The organism is Microvirga solisilvae, from assembly GCF_022808595.1.
GTDB classification, from domain to species: Bacteria; Pseudomonadota; Alphaproteobacteria; order Rhizobiales; family Beijerinckiaceae; genus Microvirga; species Microvirga solisilvae.
Genome location: NZ_JAKUCN010000008.1, coordinates 140,483 through 158,897 on the forward strand (window position 1 = coordinate 140,483; position 18,415 = coordinate 158,897).

General features: G+C 63.2%; 17 protein-coding genes. 13 read left to right on the forward strand and 4 right to left on the reverse strand.

What is annotated here, in order from left to right; genetic code table 11:
• The first annotated feature begins 20 nt into the window (after window positions 1-20).
• Both ruvB and ybgC read left to right on the forward strand, forming a co-directional pair.
• Window positions 21-1,064 carry a Holliday junction branch migration DNA helicase RuvB gene (gene ruvB / locus MJ639_RS15730; protein WP_279306660.1) on the forward strand — a complete coding sequence of 348 codons (1,044 nt, stop codon included), beginning with the start codon at window positions 21-23 and terminating at the stop codon, window positions 1,062-1,064.
• A gap of 179 nt (window positions 1,065-1,243) precedes the next feature.
• Entirely contained in the window at window positions 1,244-1,654 is a 411-nt protein-coding gene (gene ybgC / locus MJ639_RS15735) for a tol-pal system-associated acyl-CoA thioesterase (RefSeq protein ID WP_243374934.1), read from the forward strand.
• A 501-nt stretch (window positions 1,655-2,155) separates the two neighbouring features.
• Here the strand turns inward: ybgC and MJ639_RS15740 are convergent.
• Together MJ639_RS15740 and MJ639_RS15745 are read right to left on the reverse strand one after the other, a co-directional pair.
• A complete protein-coding gene (locus MJ639_RS15740; protein ID WP_243374807.1) occupies window positions 2,156-2,464 on the reverse strand; it encodes a nuclear transport factor 2 family protein in 309 nt (102 codons plus the stop codon).
• A gap of 9 nt (window positions 2,465-2,473) precedes the next feature.
• Complete coding sequence (locus MJ639_RS15745; protein WP_243374809.1) at window positions 2,474-3,958, reverse strand: mannitol dehydrogenase family protein; 1,485 nt, start codon at window positions 3,956-3,958, stop codon at window positions 2,474-2,476.
• Window positions 3,959-4,266: 308 nt separating this feature from the next.
• On the opposite strand from MJ639_RS15745, the gene tolQ reads away from it, so the two are divergent.
• The 4 genes from tolQ (at window position 4,267) to tolB (ending at window position 7,983) form a co-directional block, all read left to right on the forward strand.
• Complete coding sequence (tolQ, locus tag MJ639_RS15750) at window positions 4,267-4,986, forward strand: protein TolQ (RefSeq protein WP_243374811.1); 720 nt, start codon at window positions 4,267-4,269, stop codon at window positions 4,984-4,986.
• A gap of 17 nt (window positions 4,987-5,003) precedes the next feature.
• Window positions 5,004-5,447 carry an ExbD/TolR family protein gene (locus MJ639_RS15755; RefSeq protein ID WP_243374813.1) on the forward strand — a complete coding sequence of 148 codons (444 nt, stop codon included), beginning with the start codon at window positions 5,004-5,006 and terminating at the stop codon, window positions 5,445-5,447.
• A 39-nt stretch (window positions 5,448-5,486) separates the two neighbouring features.
• The gene (gene tolA / locus MJ639_RS15760; RefSeq protein ID WP_243374936.1) at window positions 5,487-6,602 is read left to right on the forward strand and encodes a cell envelope integrity protein TolA; all 1,116 of its coding nucleotides are present in this window, start codon (window positions 5,487-5,489) and stop codon (window positions 6,600-6,602) included.
• Between the two features lie 109 nt (window positions 6,603-6,711).
• Entirely contained in the window at window positions 6,712-7,983 is a 1,272-nt protein-coding gene (gene tolB / locus MJ639_RS15765; protein WP_243374815.1) for a Tol-Pal system beta propeller repeat protein TolB, read from the forward strand.
• A 36-nt stretch (window positions 7,984-8,019) separates the two neighbouring features.
• Here tolB and MJ639_RS15770 read toward each other — a convergent pair whose 3' ends face one another.
• Together MJ639_RS15770 and MJ639_RS15775 are read right to left on the reverse strand one after the other, a co-directional pair.
• Window positions 8,020-8,640 (reverse strand): HdeD family acid-resistance protein, encoded by a 621-nt coding sequence (locus MJ639_RS15770; protein ID WP_243374817.1) that lies wholly within the window; start codon window positions 8,638-8,640, stop codon window positions 8,020-8,022.
• Between the two features lie 71 nt (window positions 8,641-8,711).
• Entirely contained in the window at window positions 8,712-10,220 is a 1,509-nt protein-coding gene (locus tag MJ639_RS15775) for a phospholipase D-like domain-containing protein (protein ID WP_243374819.1), read from the reverse strand.
• A 373-nt stretch (window positions 10,221-10,593) separates the two neighbouring features.
• On the opposite strand from MJ639_RS15775, the gene pal reads away from it, so the two are divergent.
• From pal to MJ639_RS15810, 7 genes are all read left to right on the forward strand, one after another.
• Window positions 10,594-11,088 (forward strand): peptidoglycan-associated lipoprotein Pal, encoded by a 495-nt coding sequence (gene pal, locus MJ639_RS15780; RefSeq protein ID WP_243374820.1) that lies wholly within the window; start codon window positions 10,594-10,596, stop codon window positions 11,086-11,088.
• Window positions 11,089-11,197: 109 nt separating this feature from the next.
• The gene (gene ybgF / locus MJ639_RS15785; RefSeq protein WP_243374822.1) at window positions 11,198-12,160 is read left to right on the forward strand and encodes a tol-pal system protein YbgF; all 963 of its coding nucleotides are present in this window, start codon (window positions 11,198-11,200) and stop codon (window positions 12,158-12,160) included.
• Between the two features lie 30 nt (window positions 12,161-12,190).
• The gene (tilS, locus tag MJ639_RS15790) at window positions 12,191-13,204 is read left to right on the forward strand and encodes a tRNA lysidine(34) synthetase TilS (RefSeq protein ID WP_243374824.1); all 1,014 of its coding nucleotides are present in this window, start codon (window positions 12,191-12,193) and stop codon (window positions 13,202-13,204) included.
• A 154-nt stretch (window positions 13,205-13,358) separates the two neighbouring features.
• Entirely contained in the window at window positions 13,359-15,281 is a 1,923-nt protein-coding gene (gene ftsH / locus MJ639_RS15795) for an ATP-dependent zinc metalloprotease FtsH (protein ID WP_243374826.1), read from the forward strand.
• 226 nt (window positions 15,282-15,507) lie between these two features.
• The gene (gene glmM, locus MJ639_RS15800; RefSeq protein WP_243374828.1) at window positions 15,508-16,860 is read left to right on the forward strand and encodes a phosphoglucosamine mutase; all 1,353 of its coding nucleotides are present in this window, start codon (window positions 15,508-15,510) and stop codon (window positions 16,858-16,860) included.
• Window positions 16,861-17,077: 217 nt separating this feature from the next.
• Window positions 17,078-17,824 (forward strand): outer membrane protein, encoded by a 747-nt coding sequence (locus tag MJ639_RS15805; RefSeq protein ID WP_243374830.1) that lies wholly within the window; start codon window positions 17,078-17,080, stop codon window positions 17,822-17,824.
• 15 nt (window positions 17,825-17,839) lie between these two features.
• Window positions 17,840-18,343, forward strand: coding sequence for a hypothetical protein (locus MJ639_RS15810; RefSeq protein WP_243374833.1), 504 nt, complete (start codon window positions 17,840-17,842; stop codon window positions 18,341-18,343).
• The last annotated feature ends 72 nt before the right edge of the window (window positions 18,344-18,415 follow it).

Genomic DNA, 18,415 nt, shown 5'->3' on the forward strand with positions numbered 1-18,415 from the left:
CCTTTGGAAGGTAAGCCTCTTTGACCGATTCACGCCGCCTGCTCAGCCCCGAAAAGCGCGAGGACGATGTCGATGCGTCGATCCGGCCGTTGTCGCTTGGCGACTTCACGGGCCAGGCCGCCGCGCGCGCCAATCTCCAGGTCTTCATCAACGCGGCCAAGGCGCGGGGCGATGCCCTCGACCACGTGCTCTTCGTCGGCCCTCCGGGACTGGGCAAGACCACGCTGGCGCAGATCGTGGCGCGCGAGCTTGGCGTGAATTTCCGCTCGACCTCCGGACCCGTGATAGCGAAGGCGGGCGATCTGGCGGCGCAGCTCACCAACCTCGAAGAGCGCGACGTGCTCTTCATCGACGAGATCCACCGCCTCAATCCCGCCGTGGAAGAAATCCTCTATCCCGCCATGGAGGATTACCAGCTCGACCTCATCATCGGCGAAGGCCCCGCCGCGCGCTCGGTGAAGATCGAGCTGCCGAAATTCACGCTTGTCGGCGCGACCACCCGCGCGGGCCTGCTCACCACGCCTTTGCGTGACCGCTTCGGCATTCCGATCCGCCTCGAGTTCTACACCGTGGAAGAACTCGAACTCATCGTGCGTCGCGGTGCGCGCGTGATGGGGCTCAACATGAGCGAGGAGGGCGCGAACGAAATCGCGCGGCGCGCGCGCGGCACGCCGCGCATCGCCGGTCGCCTGCTGCGCCGCGTGCGCGACTTCGCCATCGTCGAGAATGCGGAGGTCGTTACCCGCGAACTCGCCGACCGCTCATTGCGCCTGCTCGATGTCGATCCCATCGGCCTCGATCTCATGGACCGCAAATATCTCACCATGATCGCCAATTCCTTCGGCGGTGGTCCTGTCGGCATCGAGACGATCGCGGCAGCACTCTCCGAACCGCGCGACGCGATCGAGGACATCATCGAGCCCTATCTGATCCAGAAGGGCTTCGTGCAGCGCACCCCGCGCGGCCGCATCCTCACCCCGCACGCCTTCAAGCATCTCGGCATGCCGGAACCGACGCGCGAGACGACGGCGCAGTTCGGGCTGTTCAACGGGGATGAGGAATGAGTGAAAAGCGCGACGCCAACACCTCCCCCTTGAGGGGGGAGGTCGCGCCACAGGTGCGGGAGGGGGTGGGAAACTCCACATCTGCCAATGTCGCGCCGCCACCCCACCCCGAAGCGCTGTCGCGCTCCGACCCTCCCCCTCAAGGGGAGGGTGATCGCTGGCCCCATCTCTCCGGCATCATGCGAGATGGCGCGCATGTTCTCCCCATCCGCGTCTATTACGAAGACACGGATTTTTCCGCCCGCGTCTATCACGCGAGTTACCTGCGCTTTCTGGAGCGCGGACGCACCGAGATCCTGCGCGCAGTGGAAGTGGCGCAATCCGATCTTCATGCGGAGATGGGCGGCCTCGCTTTCGTCGTGCGCAAGATGAATATCGATTTTCTGGGAGCCGCAATCATGGATGACGTGCTCACTGTCGTCACGCGCTCCAAGGAAATGCGCGGCGCCTCGATGACCCTGGAACAGGAAGTCCGTCGTGGCGACGAGGTGCTCGTGCGCGCCGACGTAATGGTGGCTGCCGTGCGCGACGGCCGCGCCGTTCGTATTCCCGACAGCCTTCGTGCAGCGCTATCCGTCCATACCGAGTGACCCGGCAGGCTGCATCAGCTTCGCGGTTGCGCGATTATGCACTATGAATAGTTCCCCATAAGGGGGCGCTATGAGAGTTTTGCCGAAAGGGTGGGGCATTCACGTTGGCCGGGATCCTGAAAGGGAAGCGCGGCGCCTGAAGAGCCGCTTTCAGAAAATATCGCGTCGTTACGAGCGCGCCATCAAGCTCCGCCGATATCTGCTTTGGGCTAGATGGGCGGCCCTTGCGGCACTTCTCTCCTTTGCCGTGACATGGGGCTTCCTGAAGTTGAGCCCCTGGAATCCGACCCTGACCTTCAAGCATCTCGCAGCGATGCCGAGCTGCGGCATGGCCCGCGCGGTAGGCTTAGCTCCAGCCTATTACGATGGACCCGGTTATTGGCAATGGCACGATGCCGACCGTGACGGCAGGTCTTGCGAATAGGTTTTCCTTATTGCGCCTTGTCGAGAACCGGCGATCCCATCTTGAACCAGGCTTTCTGGATCAGGCCATTCTCGACTTCATAGAGCGATCACATCGACGGTTCCCGTGCCTTCCGGGAAGGTTCGCGTCACGACCTCCTGGTCCACGACCATGTTGCCGACATTCATACGCTTGATCAGCTTTCCATGAAGGTTCGGCTCCTGAAAGCGCATCACATGCCGCTCGCGGATTTGCGGGTGCCCGCTCGCTAGCAGATTATCCGGAAAAGAGATGAACTGCGCGTCTTCAGCCCAGAATTGCATGAAGACGTCGATGTCGCGCGCGTTGTAGGCGTCGAGCTGTCCCTGCACGATGGCGCAAGGATCGGTGCTGGTGTCGTGAGGCATTGGTTTTCCTTAAGAGAGGGTGCCGTTCAAATATCGTTGCAGCGTCGTGCGCGTGCCGTCGCGCCATAGGCTGTTGAGCGCGCTCTCGAAGCGCAGACGGAAAGCGGATGAATCCGCGATGTCGCCGAATATGTCGCGCAGATCAAGGAAGGCTGCGGGATCGCTCCTTGCCGCGAGCGCCGCTGGCGTGAGGCGTGCTGCGTTCGGATCGTCGAGAGGGAACGCTTCGCCTGCATCCGTGCTGCCCGCGCAATAGCGGCACCACAAGGCGGAGACGAGGGCAAGGCCTGTTACATCCGCGCCCGCCTGCAATCGGTCGCGTGTCGAGGGCAGGATGAATTTCGGCTGGCGGTTCGATCCGTCCTGCGCAAGACGTGGAATCGTGTCGCCGATATCCGGGTTCGAGAAGCGATGCGCGATCAGCTTGTAGTAATCGCGAAGATCGACGCCCGGCACCGGCGGCACATGCGGGATGATCTCTTCCGTTTCCAGCTTGTCGAGGAAGCCGCGCACCAGCGGATCGGCCATGGCATCGTGCACGAAATGGATGCCGAGCAATCCGGCGGGATAGGCGATGGCCGCGTGTCCGCCGTTGAGGATGCGCAGCTTCATTAGCTCGAAAGCCGCCACATGCGGCGTGAAGGTCACGCCCACCTCTTCCAACGCCGGGCGGCCGGAGGGGAAATTGTCCTCCAGCACCCATTGGCGGAAAGGCTCGCAGAAGACGGGCCTCTTGTCCTCGATGCCGAAACGCTCCTTCAGCAAGGTGCGCTGCGCATCATTGGTCGCGGGCGTGATGCGATCCACCATGCTGTTGGGAAAGGACACTTTGTCCCGCACATAAATCGCAAGAGCGGGATCGATCAGCGCGGCAAGGCCCGCCACCGCATCGCGGGTGACGTTGCCGTTGTGAGGGATGTTGTCACAGGACATGATCGTGAAGGGCGCGAGACCTTCGTCGCGTCGCGCTTTCAAAGCGGCCACGAGCGCTCCGAACACACCCTTCGGCGCATCGAGATGGGCGGCATCGTAGACGATCTCCGGATGCGCCGGATTGAATCGGCCAGTCGCCGGATCGATGCAATAGCCGCCCTCCGTTACGGTGAGCGACACGATGCGGATGGCCGGATCGCGCAAGGCCGCGACGATGGCGCTCGTGTCCTCGCACACGGGCAGGAAGCCGGTCATCGAGCCGATCACACGGGCGCGATGCGCGCCAGGCTCCATTTCGACTACGGTGGTAAGCCAATCCTGATCCGCGAGGTCCTGCCGCATGGCGGCGTCACTGGCTCTGACCCCGGCGCCGAGGAGGGCCCAATCATGGTCCCGGCCACGGTTGAACAGGTCGTCGAGATAGAGAGCCTGATGGGAGCGATGAAAATTGCCGACGCCGATATGCAGGATGCCGGGGCGAAGCTGCGCCCGGTCATAGCTTGGCCGTCCGATAAAGCCGGGCAGGGTTGCAAGGGCGTCAAGGCTCAGGCGGCGGCTCATGGGCTTATGTGATTCTCGGCAGGAAAGAAGGGCCGATAAGGCCAGCTCCGCTTGGTCGTGGCAACCTTTCCCATGCGTCATTTGCCCCTATTAAGGCCCTGATAAGCCGCGCTTAAACCAAGCCTTAACCTTACTCTGTGCCTAAAAGACGACGGTCTGGACATCGTGAGCCGCCTTGTGCGTCGCGCCCTTATTTTCGACAGATTCGCGGGCGAACGAGCAGGGTAAGCAAACACAATTTTCCTAGACCTGTTGCGGTGGGCCTTGGGGTTTCTCCCAAGGCTGCTCGAAGAGCGAGGACGAAACTGATGAATCCGGCCGAACTGGCCCAGGCCGCGCCTGTGGCGCATGACATGTCCCTGTTCAGCTTGTTCTGGCAGGCCAATCTCGTCGTCAAGCTCGTGATGATCGGCCTGCTCGGCGCGTCCGTGTGGTGCTGGGCGATCATCATCGACAAGACGCTGCTCTACGCACGCACCAAGCGCGCCATGGACCGTTTCGAGGACGTGTTCTGGTCCGGCCAGTCGCTCGAGGAGCTGTTCCGCTCCCTCCAGAGCCGCCCGGCCACCGGCCTGGCCGCCGTGTTCGTCGCCGCCATGCGCGAGTGGAAGCGCTCCTTCGAGGGCTCGGGCCGCTCGTTCCAGAGCCTGCCGCAGCGCATCGACAAGGTTCTCGACGTCACCATCCAGCGCGAGGTGGAGCGTCTTGATTCCCGCCTCATGATTCTCGCCTCCATCGGTTCGGCCGGTCCGTATATCGGCCTCTTCGGCACCGTGGTCGGCATCATGAGCGCGTTCACCTCCATCGCCGCTTCCAAGAACACGAGCCTCGCGGTCGTGGCGCCCGGCATCGCGGAAGCGTTGTTCGCCACCGCCATCGGCCTCTTCGCGGCCATTCCGGCGGTGCTTGCCTACAACAAGCTCCAGTCGGAAGTCGCCAAGATGCAGTCGCGTCTCGAAGGCTTCGCCGACGAGTTCTCCGCCATCCTGTCCCGTCAGATCGACGAGCGCATCTCGCGCGCGGCTTGAGAAGAGGGGATTGAGCGATGGCCATGATGGCAGGTGCAGCAGGAGGAGGTCGTCGTCGCCGCAGACGCGGACAGCGCGGCGGCGCGATCAACGAAATCAACATGACGCCGTTCATCGACGTCACGCTGGTGCTGCTCATCATCTTCATGGTGGCGGCTCCCATGATGACGGCGGGCGTTCCCATCGATCTGCCGCAGACGAAGGCGGCGCCGCTCAATTCCGACACCAAGCCCGTGGCTCTCTCCATCAAGGCGAGCGGCCAGGTGTTCTTGGGCGAAGAGGAACTGACGGACGAGGCCATCGTCGGCAAGCTTGCGGAAGTGGCGAAGGCGGGCTTCGACGAGCGCATCTTCGTGCGCGGCGACAAGAAGGTGGATTACGGACGCGTCGCACAGATCATGAGCATCGTCACGACTGCCGGTTACAAGCGTGTCGCGCTTGTGACCGAAGTGGCGCAGTAACGATCGGCGATTGGCGGTAAGGGGCGAGAAAAAGTGGCGTTGAAGTTGAAATTCAACCCATCCGAACCGGGCATGTGGATCTCGGGGCTGATTCACGGGCTTGTGCTCGTGTCGGCCGCGATTCTGCTGCTGATCTCGCCTGTCTCTCCGTTCCCCGACGCGCAGGAAGGCATCCCCGTCGAGGTCGTCACCGACAACATGGTCTCGCAGATCACCAAGGGCGAGACGGATGCCAAGAGCGTGCAGCCGACGCCGAAGCCGCGCGTCGACAAGGTCGCGGAAAAGACCGAGCAGAATGCGCCGGGCGAAGACAAGGTGAATGCGCCGGCCCCTCCGAAGCGTCCCGAAGAGATGAAGGTCGCTGAAGAGGAAAAGGCCGCCGAAGCTGCGGCTGCGGCAGCTGCCGCCAAGGCCGCCGAGCAGAAGGCTGCTGCAGAAGCGAAGGCGGCGGAAGAAAAGAAAGCCGCCGAGAAGGCCGAGGCCGAAGCCATCGAGAAAGCGAAAATCGAGCAGGCGAAAGCCGAAGCGGAAGCGAAGGCCAAGGCTGAAGCCAAGGCGAAGGCGGAAGCCGAGGCCAAGCGCGTGGCTGAGACAAAAGCGAAAGCGGACGCCGAAGCGAAGGCGAAGGCCGAAGCTGAAGCCAAGCGCGTCGCGGATGCGAAAGCTAAGGCCGAAGCGGAAGAGAAGGCGCGCAAGGACGCTCAAGTGGCGAAGAAATTCGATACGGGCGATCTGCGACAGTTCCTCGACAACAAGGACAGAAATCGCTCCACCGGATCGACCGGCGCTGAGGTGAACAAGACTCCGTCGCTCGGCACGCAAACCGGCACGGCGGCGAAACTCAATCCGAGCATGCGCGATGCTTTGGGCGGTCTACTCAAGGAGCAGATGGAGCGGTGCTACCAGCCTCCCATCGGCGCAGCGGGTGGAACGGTCACGCTCCCGATCCTGGATGTGCGCTTCAATCAGGATGGCAGCCTTTCCGCAGAGCCTAAGATTCTTCGCTCCGGTCCTAGCCAGATTGACAGAAGCACTGCTGAAGCTGCGTTGCGCGCCGTGCGACGTTGCGCCCCTTACAATATCCCGGCGAAGTTCGCGCCGTATTATAACGAGTGGAAACTCTGGAATATCGAGTTCGATACCAACCAGATCTGAGTTCCCGGCTTCCATGACACCTCATGAACACGCAATGGATATGAACATGCCTCTCCGGACGTCTTTGCTCCGCACCTTGATCGCGGCATTCTGTTTCATGGGAACCTTCATGGCTTTGGTGCCTGAAGCCTCTGCACAGCTGACTTTGCGTATCGGTCCCGGCGGGCAGTTCCAGCCGATGCCGATCGCGATTGCCGACTTCTCGGGCGAGGGCGATCTCGGCCAGCGCGTTTCCGGCATCATCGCCAACAACCTGCAGCGTTCCGGCTATTTCGCGCCGCTCGACAGGTCGCGCTTCCCGGAGCGTCCGTCTTTTGATGCCGCGCCGCGTTTCGATGCGTGGAAGATGGCGGGTGCGCAGGCTCTCGTGACGGGCCGCGTCTCGCGCGATCCGTCGGGACGTCTTCGCGCCGAGTTCCGCCTGTGGGACATCGATTCCGGCCAGCAGCTCACTGGTCAGCAATACGTGACGGACGCCAATTTCTGGCGCCGCGTCGGCCACATCATTTCGGATGCGGTCTACTCGAAGATCACGGGCGTCGGCGGCTTCTTCGACACGCGCATCGTGTTCGTGGAGGAATCCGGCCCGAAGGAAAACCGCCGCAAGCGTCTCGCGATCATGGATCAGGATGGCGCGAATGTGCGCTACCTGACTCAGGGCGATACCAGCGTTGTGTCGCCGCGCTATTCGCCGGTGACGCAGGAAATCGCGTTCATGTCGCAGGTGGAAGGCCAGCAGCCGCGCGTGCAGGTGATCAATCTCGAAACCGGCTCGCGCCAGGTGGTCGGCAACTTCCCCGACATGAGCTCGTCCCCGCGCTTCGGGCCTGACGGCCAGCGCATCGTCATGAGCCTGCAGCAGGGCGGCAACGCGAATATCTACACGATGAATCTCGGCTCGCAGGCCACCACGCGCCTCACCTCGACGGGCGCCATCGACACCTCGCCGTCCTTCTCGCCGGATGGTTCGCAGATCGTGTTCGAGAGCGATCGCGGCGGCAAGCAGCAGATCTACGCGATGAACGCCGACGGCTCGAACCAGCGCCGCATCTCGTTCGGCGACGGCTCCTATTCGCAGCCGGCCTGGTCGCCGCGCGGCGATTACATCGCCTTCACCAAGCAGCATTCCGGCGGCTTCGCCATCGGCATCATGAAGCCGGACGGATCGGGCGAGCGCATCCTCACGGAAGGCTTCCACAACGAGAGCCCGGTCTGGGCGCCCAACGGCCAGTACATCCTGTTCTTCCGCGATCCGGGCGGACAGGCAGGCGGCAAGCTCTACATGGTCGACGTCACCGGCCGCGTGGAAGTGCCCGTGCCGACGCCGTCCTTCGCGTCGGACCCGACCTGGTCACCGCTTCTCAGCGAGGCGCGTCAGTAAGAAAACAAAGGGGCGCTTTGAGGCGCCCTTTTTCGTTCAAGCTTGCAACGAAGCGCTTCCGGTGAGATCGTCTTTGCGGCTGCGCAGCTTGAACGCGAGAACGATCAGCGCGATGCCGAAGACCATCGCATAGGCGCCGAGCCACCAGGTCAACACCACGGCGCCGATGAGCGGGGCGACGAGAAGTGCCACGCCGAACAGAACCGAGACGAGGCCGCTGAAGATCAGCCAGCCGCGCCCGAAGGCAGGATCGAGTTTGAAGGCAGCGACGATCATCAGAACACCGGTGATCAGCGACCAGACGGCGAGAAGCGTGACGAAGAACAAAACCGTCAGGCCCGGCATGATGAAGGCGAGAATGCCGACGATGATGTTGAGGACGCCCTCCAGGATCAGCAGGCCCCAGCGCTCGTGACGTGAGGCGGCGCGGATGCCGGAGACGATGCCGAACACGCCGTCGACCAGCATGTAGGCGGAGAAGAACAGCACGAAGGACAGGATCGTCGCGCCGGGCCAGAAGAAGGCGATGAGCGCGAGGATGACGGCGAAGACGCCGCGAAGCGCCACGGCCCACCAGTTGCGCGCGAGAAGCGCGCTCATGGATTCGGCGCGGTAGAGCGGATCAGGGTGAGTGGGATTGGAGGTACCGGCAGCCATCGTCCTCTCCTTGGATCGAGCTTCGTGGATTAAGCCCCTAAACCAATGCAAAGCTTGGCGGTTGGTTTCCTTTATTTCCCAGCGGAGGATGCCGCTTCCTTCATCCGGCTCAGGCGTCGGCGGATCGCCATCTTGCGGCGTCTGAGGCGCACGCGCCGCTTGATGCGGAAGGCGCGGATCAGCAGGGCGAGAGCGAACCAGACGAGGGCGAGAACCACCGGCAGGACGATCAGCAACGGGAACGCCGTGATCAGGATGGCGAGCGCCAAAAGCCCGAAGCCGATGATGGCGATGCTGCTGGTCTCGGTTGTGGTGAGCGAGCGCGATCCGACCGCCTTGCCGATGCTGCTGGAGAGCGCGAGAGCGCCCGCCGCAAGCCTGCGCACGCCACCGCGTTTGAAGCGATTGCCGCGCTTCGAGCGCATTCTCTTCGCGCGCTTGCGGCGCGCCTGCCAGCCGGGCACGATCTCGGTGGCGTTGGCGAGGTCCTCCAGATACATCGCCTCCATGCTCTCGGCGAAACCGGTATCCTCCACGATCACGTCGAGCTCCCAATTGGTCGCCCAGCTCGCGAAGTTGAGATTGGTGGAGCCCACCCGCGCCCAGCGCCCGTCGACGACGGCGGTCTTGGCGTGGAGCATCGAGCCGTTCCACTCATAGACGCGGATGCCCGCCTCGATCAGCGAGCGGTAGCCCGCGCGCACGATGGGCTGAAGAGCGGGCACATCGCTCGAACCCGGAACCAGCAGGCGCACATCTACTCCGTCGCGCGCCGCTTCGCCGAGCGCCTGAACGTAAGACGTGGTGGCGACGAAATACGCATCCGTCAGCCAGAGGTTTCGCTGTGCGGTGGCGGCAATGAACTGATCGACGCGATAGGTGCGGAACATGCCCGGCTCGCCGCTGATGAGGCGTGCCGCCATGCTGCCCGCATGCGGAATGTCCTCTGCCTGCGCGAGGTCCGATTTCGGGATCGGACGCATGCCGGCAAGCACCCAGCTTTCCGCGAAGGCTTCATCGAGATCGGCGACCAAGGGGCCTTCGAGCGCGATGCCGGTATCGCGCCAGGGCTCGTTGTCCTTGCCTTCCCAGTTGTCGGAAATGCACAGGCCCGACACGAAGCCGATGCGTCCGTCCACGGTGATGAGCTTGCGGTGGTTGCGGCGTACCCAGAACGGGTCCGTCAGGCGCGGCGGGTTGAACACGCGGGCCTCCGCGCCCGCCTCACGCAGGCGACGCCAGAAGGCGGGGAGGGCGCGGAATGAGGAGCCGAGCCAATCGTAAAGAATGCGCACCTTCACGCCCGCGCGCGCCCGCTCCATGAGCGCCTCGGCGAACATCCGGCCGGTCTCGTCGTCGGCAATGATGAAGTTCTCGAAATGGATGACGTCCCGGGCCGAGCGGATCGCCTCGATCCAGGCCGGGTAGTTCTCCTTGGAGTTCTTCAGAAGCCGGATGGCGTTGCCTTGGCGCAGGTCGCTGTCGGCGATGCGCGAGAAGGCGCGCTCCATGCGGAGTTCGTCCAGGGCGGCGCGATAAGGCTGAACCGACAGTCCGGGCTGGTTCGTCATGAGATTCATGATCTCTCAACGCATGAAGCACAAATTCGGCTCAAAGCCCGACCTCCTCGCGGAAGCTTTCGGAGTCCTCCGCCACAAGAAGCTAGGTTGAAAGGCAGGCCTCAAGGTCAACACCCAGCCAGAAGAGAATGGGCTGTCAAAGCCTCAATTGCGTGAGTTCCAGCTCGAACAGCCACCGCCCTCGCATGCCATCGTAACTTCCTAACGAGTTATCCTTAACTTCCTATTAACCCTAGGCCGAAGTTCCACAACTTGGCCATAATTCACCTTAATTCCGGCAGGGCCCATCAAGGTTGACGGAACCCTCCCTTAACCATCTTGCCCGTATAACGCACACAACGTTCGGCAAACGTGTGTGTAAGGAGTATTGCCAATGATGTCGCTGCGCGCCGTCAAATTCGCCGCTGCTATCGTTCTCGCTCTCGGAGCGGCAGCCTGTTCCAACAAAGACAGCATGGCCGACGGTTCCGGCTTCGGTGCCGGCGGTGCTGCTACCCCCGGCAGCGCCCAGGACTTCGTCGTGAATGTCGGCGACCGCGTGTTCTTCGAGACCGACTCGACGGATCTCACCCCCACCGCCGTCGCCACCCTCGACAAGCAGTCCCAATGGCTGCAGCGCTATCCGAACTACACCTTCATCCTCGAAGGCCATGCGGACGAGCGCGGCACCCGCGAGTATAACTACTCGCTCTCGGCCCGCCGCGCCCAGACAGTGCGCGACTACCTAATCTCGCGCGGCATCCCGGCCAACCGCTTCCGCACCGTGTCCTACGGCAAGGAGCGCCCGGTGGCCGTGTGTAACGACATCTCCTGCTGGTCGCAGAATCGCCGCGCGGTCACCGTGCTCGGCGGCGGCGCAGGCGCCTAGAACCTTCGGAACACCGAAGTGTGACACTTGAGAGCGCCGCCACATTATCGCCGTGGCGGCGCTTTTGTGTTATCGGCACGGTCGCAAAAGACCTTTAACGGTATCCAGCATGTTTCGACGTTTTCTCGTGTTTTTCGCCCTGAGCCTTGCTCTGGCCCCACCTCTGGCTGTTCCTGCCGCCGCGCAGGACGCAGCCGATGCCATCGTGCGTCTCAACCGCCTGGAGAACCAGATGCGGCAGATGTCCGGCCAGCTCGAGCAGCTCCAGTTCGAGAACCGCCAGCTGAAGGATCAGCTGCGCAAGTTCCAGGAGGACGTGGAGTTCCGCTTCCAGGAGGGCTCCGGCCGTGGCGGCTCCCGGCCTTCGGCTCCGGCCGTTGCGCCCACGCCCCGTCCGGCACAGCCACAGGCCCAGCCTCAGCCAGCGCCGCAGCGCCGCAGCGATGTGTATGATCCTTCCCAGGACCCCAATGCCCCGGGCGCTCCGCGCCCGCTGGGCACCACGCCGCCGTCGCAGCCCCTCGCCGATGCGGAGATCGGGGAGGGCGGTGAGCAATTCGCCGGGATCGGCGAGCTGATCGAGGAAGAAGGGCAGCCTGCCCCTGGGGCGGTCGGCAACGGCATGGCCATTCCGCAGGGCGCGATCCAGCCCCGTCCGAACCCGAGCGTGGCCGCGACCAGCACCGGCAATCCGCGCGGCGATTTCGATGCCGCTTATGCCGCCTTCACGCAGAAGGATTATGATCAGGCCGAGATGGGCTTCCGCCGCTTCCTGCAATCCAATCCGCGCGACCAGATGGTGCCTGAGGCCACGTTCTGGCTGGGCGAGAGCTATCTTCAGCGCGGCCGTCACCGCGAAGCCGCCGAGCAGTTCCTGAACGTGTCCGCCGATCACCCGAACGCCTCGAAGGCTCCCGACGCGATGCTGCGCCTCGGCGTCTCCCTCAACGGCCTCGGCGCCCGCGACCGCGCCTGCGCCGTCTTCGCCGAACTCGACCGCAAATATCCCCAGGCCTCCGCCAGCGTACGCCAGGCGTCCGAGCGCGAGCAGAAGCGCAATAAGTGCACCTGACCCAGGCCCGACAAGTCGAGCACCCGAAACGTGGACGCTCCTTCGCCTGACGATCCGCTCCCGCCCGATGCGAAGGAGCCGCTTTTTTCCAGCCTGAACCGGGCCCAAGGCATCCTGGCCGCCGTGTCCGGCGGGCCCGATTCCATGGCCATGATGCATCTTCTCGCCCGCTGGGCTTCGGAGAGCCGCATCCCGATTTCCGTCGCCACCGTCGATCATGGCCTGCGGCCCGAGGCCGCCGAGGAAGCCGCCTTCGTCGCCCGCGAGGCTGAAGCTCTGGGTCTGTCTCATCGAACCCTGCTCTGGACAGGGGAGAAGCCCGCGACCGGCCTTCAGGAGGCCGCCCGAGAGGCGCGCTATCGCCTGCTCGTGCAGCAGGCCCGCGAGGACGGGGCCTCCCATCTCGTAACCGCCCATACCCTCGACGATCAGGCCGAGACCGTCCTCATGCGTCTCGCCAAGGGGTCAGGTCTCACGGGGGTGGCCGGCATGCGCCGGGAGCGCGACCGGGACGGGATCGTCCATGCAAGGCCGTTGCTCGCTTGGCCGAAGGCGGAGCTGCTCGCGCTCTGCGAGACGAATGGCTGGCCCTTCGTCACTGATCCTTCGAATGCCGACGAGCGCTTTGCCCGAATCCGCTGGCGCAGGCTGATGCCGCTGCTGGCAGGGGAGGGGCTGGATGCCTCCCGTCTGGCCCGGTTCGCCGAGCGGGCGGCACAGGCCAACGAGGCGCTGGAGATCAAGGCTCATGAGGCCCTGGAGGCCGCCATCATCGCAGAGGCGGAGGGAGAATTGTCCTTCCAAGCGGCCTGCCTCGCGCGGGAGCCCTTCGAGATCGGCTTGAGGATGCTCGCCCAGGCCCTGGGCGCGATCGGCCTCGAGAACATCCGCCTTCAGCGATTGGAAACGTGCCTTGAACGCTTGTTAAGCGCTTCGCAGGCGGGGCAATCCCTGCGCCTCACCATCGCCGGGGCGCTTCTCGATCTTGACCGATTTGGGCGCTTAAGGATGAGACAGGAACCGCCCCGATCACGCGGTCGTTAGCCAATTCTCTTAGCCAAGACCTTCGGATGATGCCCCATGCACGCCTCATTCCCTTGGCAAGGGGAAAGGGTGTGCCTACATTGAGTTTAACCGCATGGGGGGATTTCCTTGTTTTCCCTGTGTTTCATCTCCCTCTGGGGCAGAACCTGATCCAATGAATTCAAATTTCCGCAACTTCGCCTTGTGGGTTGTCATTTTCCTCCTGGTGCTGGCGCTCGTGACTCTTTTCCAGAGCCCGGGCCAGCGCGGCGGCGGCAGAGATATCGCCTATAGCCAGCTCCTGAACGACGCCGATGCGGGACGCATCACGAGCGTCATCATCTCGGGACCGGAAATCAGCGGCACCTATACTGACGGCCAGAACTTCTCGACCTATGCGCCGAACGATCCGGCCCTGGTCACGAAGCTGCAGCAGAAGGGCGTGCAGATCACGGCTCGTCCGCAATCCGACTCGACCCCGTGGTTCATCGCGGTGCTCATGAACATTCTGCCCATCGCGCTGTTCATCGGCGCCTGGGTGTTCCTGTCGCGCCAGATGCAGAACGGCGCGGGCCGCGCCATGGGGTTCGGCAAGTCGAAGGCGAAATTGCTCACTGAGGCTCATGGCCGCGTCACGTTTGATGACGTCGCCGGCATCGACGAAGCCAAGGAAGACCTGCAGGAAGTCGTGGAATTCCTGCGCGATCCGCAGAAGTTCCAGCGCCTCGGCGGACGCATTCCGCGCGGCGTGCTGCTCGTCGGTCCTCCCGGTACCGGTAAGACGCTGACCGCCCGCGCGGTGGCAGGCGAAGCCAACGTGCCGTTCTTCACCATTTCCGGTTCTGACTTCGTCGAGATGTTCGTCGGCGTGGGCGCATCGCGTGTCCGCGACATGTTCGAGCAGGCAAAGAAGAATGCTCCGTGCATCATCTTCATCGACGAAATCGACGCGGTCGGCCGTCATCGCGGCGCCGGTCTCGGCGGCGGCAACGACGAGCGCGAGCAGACCCTCAACCAGCTCCTCGTGGAGATGGACGGCTTCGAGGCCAACGAGGGCATCATCATCATCGCGGCGACCAACCGTCCCGACGTTCTCGATCCGGCGTTGCTGCGTCCGGGCCGCTTCGACCGTCAGATCGTGGTGCCGAATCCGGATGTCACCGGCCGTGAGAAGATCCTGCGCGTTCATGTGCGCAAGGTTCCGCTCGCTCCCGATGTGGACCTGAAGGTGATCGCTCGCGGTACACCCGGCTTCTCCGGCGCGGACCTCATGAACCTCGTCAACGAGGCGGCGTTGCTCGCGGCCCGTCGCGGCAAGCGCATCGTCACGATGCGCGAATTCGAGGATGCGAAGGACAAGGTCATGATGGGCGCGGAGCGCCGCACCCTCGTCATGACCGACGACGAGAAGCGCCTGACTGCCTATCACGAGGCCGGTCATGCGGTCGTCGCCCTCAACGTTCCGGCCACCGATCCGGTGCACAAGGCCACCATCATTCCGCGCGGCCGTGCGCTCGGCATGGTCATGCAGCTCCCTGAGCGGGACAAGCTGTCCATGAGCTTCGAGCAGATGACCTCGCGTCTTGCCATCATGATGGGCGGGCGCATCGCGGAAGAGATGATCTTCGGCAAGGAGAAGGTGACCTCCGGCGCCCAATCCGACATCGAGCAGGCCACGCGCCTTGCCCGCATGATGGTGACCAAGTGGGGCTTCTCGCCCGAACTCGGCACCGTGGCTTACGGCGAGAACCAGGACGAAGTGTTCCTCGGCATGCAGATGGGCCGCCAGCAGAACGTCTCCGAGGCGACCGCCCAGAAGATCGACTCGGAAGTGCGTCGCCTCGTGGAGACGGGCCTCAACGATGCCCGCCGCATCCTCACGGAGAAGGCGAACGAGCTTGAGGCTCTGGCTCGCGGCCTGCTGGAATACGAGACCCTGACGGGCGACGAGATCCGCAATCTCCTCGACGGCCAGCCCCCGGTGCGCGATGCCGGCGGCGATCCGGTGAACCCGACCCGCGGCTCCGCCGTCCCGACCACCCGCCCCGGGCGGCCCCGGGAGAGCGACGGGGGGATGGAGCCCCAGCCGCAGGCTTGATATAAAGCACTCGCGAATGACCCAGAACGCTCGCTTCCAGCGAGCGTTCTTTTTTGTTTACCTAAGCCCTCTACTTTCCATCCGATAAGACGATTGTCTCTGCTTGTAACAATTGCTCATCACAAGTGATGAGCCTGATCAGGGCGAAGACTTGACCCGGAGTAAGGGGGTTGCTTTGAAAAAGGCAAAACGCGCAGTGGCGCAGCGGAGCGGGGAGTTGAAACCCATGCGTAAATACTTTGGGACCGACGGCATCCGGGGACGGGCCAACGGCATCATCACGCCGGATCTGGCCCTGCGGGTCGGTCAGGCGGCAGGCCTCATGTTCAGGCAGGGCGATTACCGCCACCGGGTCGTGATCGGCAAGGACACGCGCCTCTCGGGCTACATGATCGAGAACGCGCTGGTGGCCGGCTTCACCTCTGTGGGCATGGACGTGCTGCTGCTCGGCCCCATGCCGACACCGGCGGTGGCCATGCTCACGCGCTCCATGCGCTGCGATCTCGGCGTCATGATCTCCGCCTCGCACAATCCTTACGAGGACAATGGCATCAAGCTGTTCGGCCCCGACGGGTTCAAGCTCAACGACGAGGTGGAGAAGCAGATCGAGGCGCTGATCGACTCGGAGCTGACGACGCGCCTTGCAGGCTCCGCCGAACTCGGTCGCGCCAAGCGCATCGAGAGCGTCCAGGCCCGCTATATCGAATTCGCCAAGCGCACCATGCCGCGCCAGATCGATCTGGAAGGCATGCGCGTCGTGCTCGATTGCGCCAACGGCGCGGGCTACAAGGTCGCGCCCGAGGCTCTCTGGGAGCTCGGCGCGGAGGTGGTGAGCATCGGCGTGGAGCCCAACGGCTTCAACATCAACCACGAGGTCGGCTCCACCGCTCCCGACGCGCTGATCCACAAGGTGCGCGAGCTGCGCGCTGATGTGGGCATCGCGCTCGACGGTGACGCGGACCGCGTGCTGATCGTGGACGAGAAGGGCCAGAAGGTCGACGGCGACCAGCTCATGGGCGTCGTCGCACGCTCCTGGCAGGAGGATGGACGTCTCTCGCAGCCGGGCATCGTCGCGACGATCATGTCCAATCTCGGCCTCGAACGCTATCTCAACGGCCTCGGCCTCGGCCTCGTGCGCACCGCCGTGGGCGACCGCTACGTGCTCGAGCACATGCGCGCGCATGGCTACAATCTCGGCGGCGAGCAATCCGGCCACATCATCATGTCCGACTACACCACGACCGGCGACGGTTTGGTGGCGGCGCTGCAGCTGCTCGCGGTGGTCAAGAGCATGGGCAAGACCGTGTCGGAAGTCTGCCATTGCTTCGAGCCGCTGCCGCAGGTTCTCAAGAATGTGCGCTACAAGTCCGGCAAGCCCCTGCAGGACGCTTCCGTGATCAAGGCCATCGAAGCAGGCAGCGAGCGCCTCGGCACATCAGGCCGTCTCGTCATCCGCCCCTCCGGCACGGAGCCGGTGATCCGCGTGATGGCGGAAGGCGACAATGCCGATCTCGTCAACCTGGTGGTGGACGATGTGGTCGATGCCGTGACGCGGGCTGCCTCCCAGGTCGCCGCCTAAGCGATCATCGCAATGCGAATAATGAAGGGCATGGAGCCGTCTCCATGCCCTTTCTTTTTGCCTGACAATTGCCGCAAGTCTTGATGGCGACTGCCTTGCACCATGCGAAACAAGGCTAAGAATTAAGATTAACGATCTCTTCATGGCTGAAGGCTACACTCTAACAGAGCCGTAGAAGATCTTTGCGGCATGTGCTTGTCGAGTGAAGAAGAGTACCATGAGTTTCATCAAGACCACGGTTCTGGCCGGCGTGATCGGCATAACCGCCTCCGCTGCCTCCGCCGCCGATCTGCCGCGCAGGCTGTTCATGCCCGCCGCTCCCGTTCTCGTCGACACCCGTGACAGCTGGTATCTGCGCGGCGATGTGGGTTACGCCCATTACAAGCGCCCGGAAGCCGATTATACGTCTGGCCTGATTTCAGGCAGCATGTCCCGTGAGCATATCGGCGACAACGCAGTGGTGGGCGTCGGTATCGGTTATCGCTTCAGCCCGATGTTCCGCGCGGACGTGACCGTGGATCACCGCTTCCATTCGCGCTTCAAGGGCCTACCGGCTGATGGCGGCTTCGCGACGGGCTCGGTGTCCGATCGTGCTCGCTTCGAAACATCGACCGCGATGTTCAATACTTATGCCGATCTCGGCACCTATCGCGGCATCACGCCTTATGTGGGCGCCGGCATCGGCGTCGCGCATAATATCATCAGCGACTACACGCGCACGACCGATGCGCTCGGCGTCATCACGCAGGAGCGTCTGGCGGGCGGCGACGATTACAACTTCGCCTGGGCCCTCATGGCTGGCGTCGGCTACAAGCTCTCCAACAGCTTCACCCTCGATCTCGGCTATCGTTACCTGAGCCTGGGCGACGTGAAGACGCGCGGCTATGCCGACGGCGCTGGCGCGGATGTGGAATCCGTCGGTACGCACGAAGTGCGCTTCGGCGTGCGCTACGCGTTCCAATAAGGCGGAATTGAAAGAATGAGTGCCGGCAGCGATCACGACGAACTCTGCCGGCTCTTGAACCAGCTCACGCCCGGCCTGCTGCCGCGTGACGTCTTTCATGCCATCGCCAGACTCATGGTGACGACAACCTACGTGGTTGTCCCTCTGTTGCGCAGAGACGGCAAAATCCTGACATTCCTGCCCAGACGCGGCGCTGACGATTTGTACTATCCGTCGATGCTGAACGCGCCAGGAACCGTCATCCGCGCGAGCGATGAAAGCTTGTCGGCAGTCTATCATCGTCTCGCAATCAGCGAATTTCCTGGAATACCGATCAAGGGCGATCCTGTCTTCGTCGACCGAGTGTACGACCTAATCGTACGCGGGAGAGAAATTTCCCTCATTCATTGGGTCGAGATGAGCGATACTGCTGATCTCACCCAGCTCATCGATGTGGATGAGCTTCCCGGCGATGTCGTTCCGACAGATCGTGCCCGCATCGCAATGGCGGCAGACGATTATCGGAAGAGAGCCGCCTAGTACCGATTACCCAGCGATGATGCATCAATAAAAAAGCCCCGGCGAAATGCCGGGGCTTTTTTGTTTTTGATG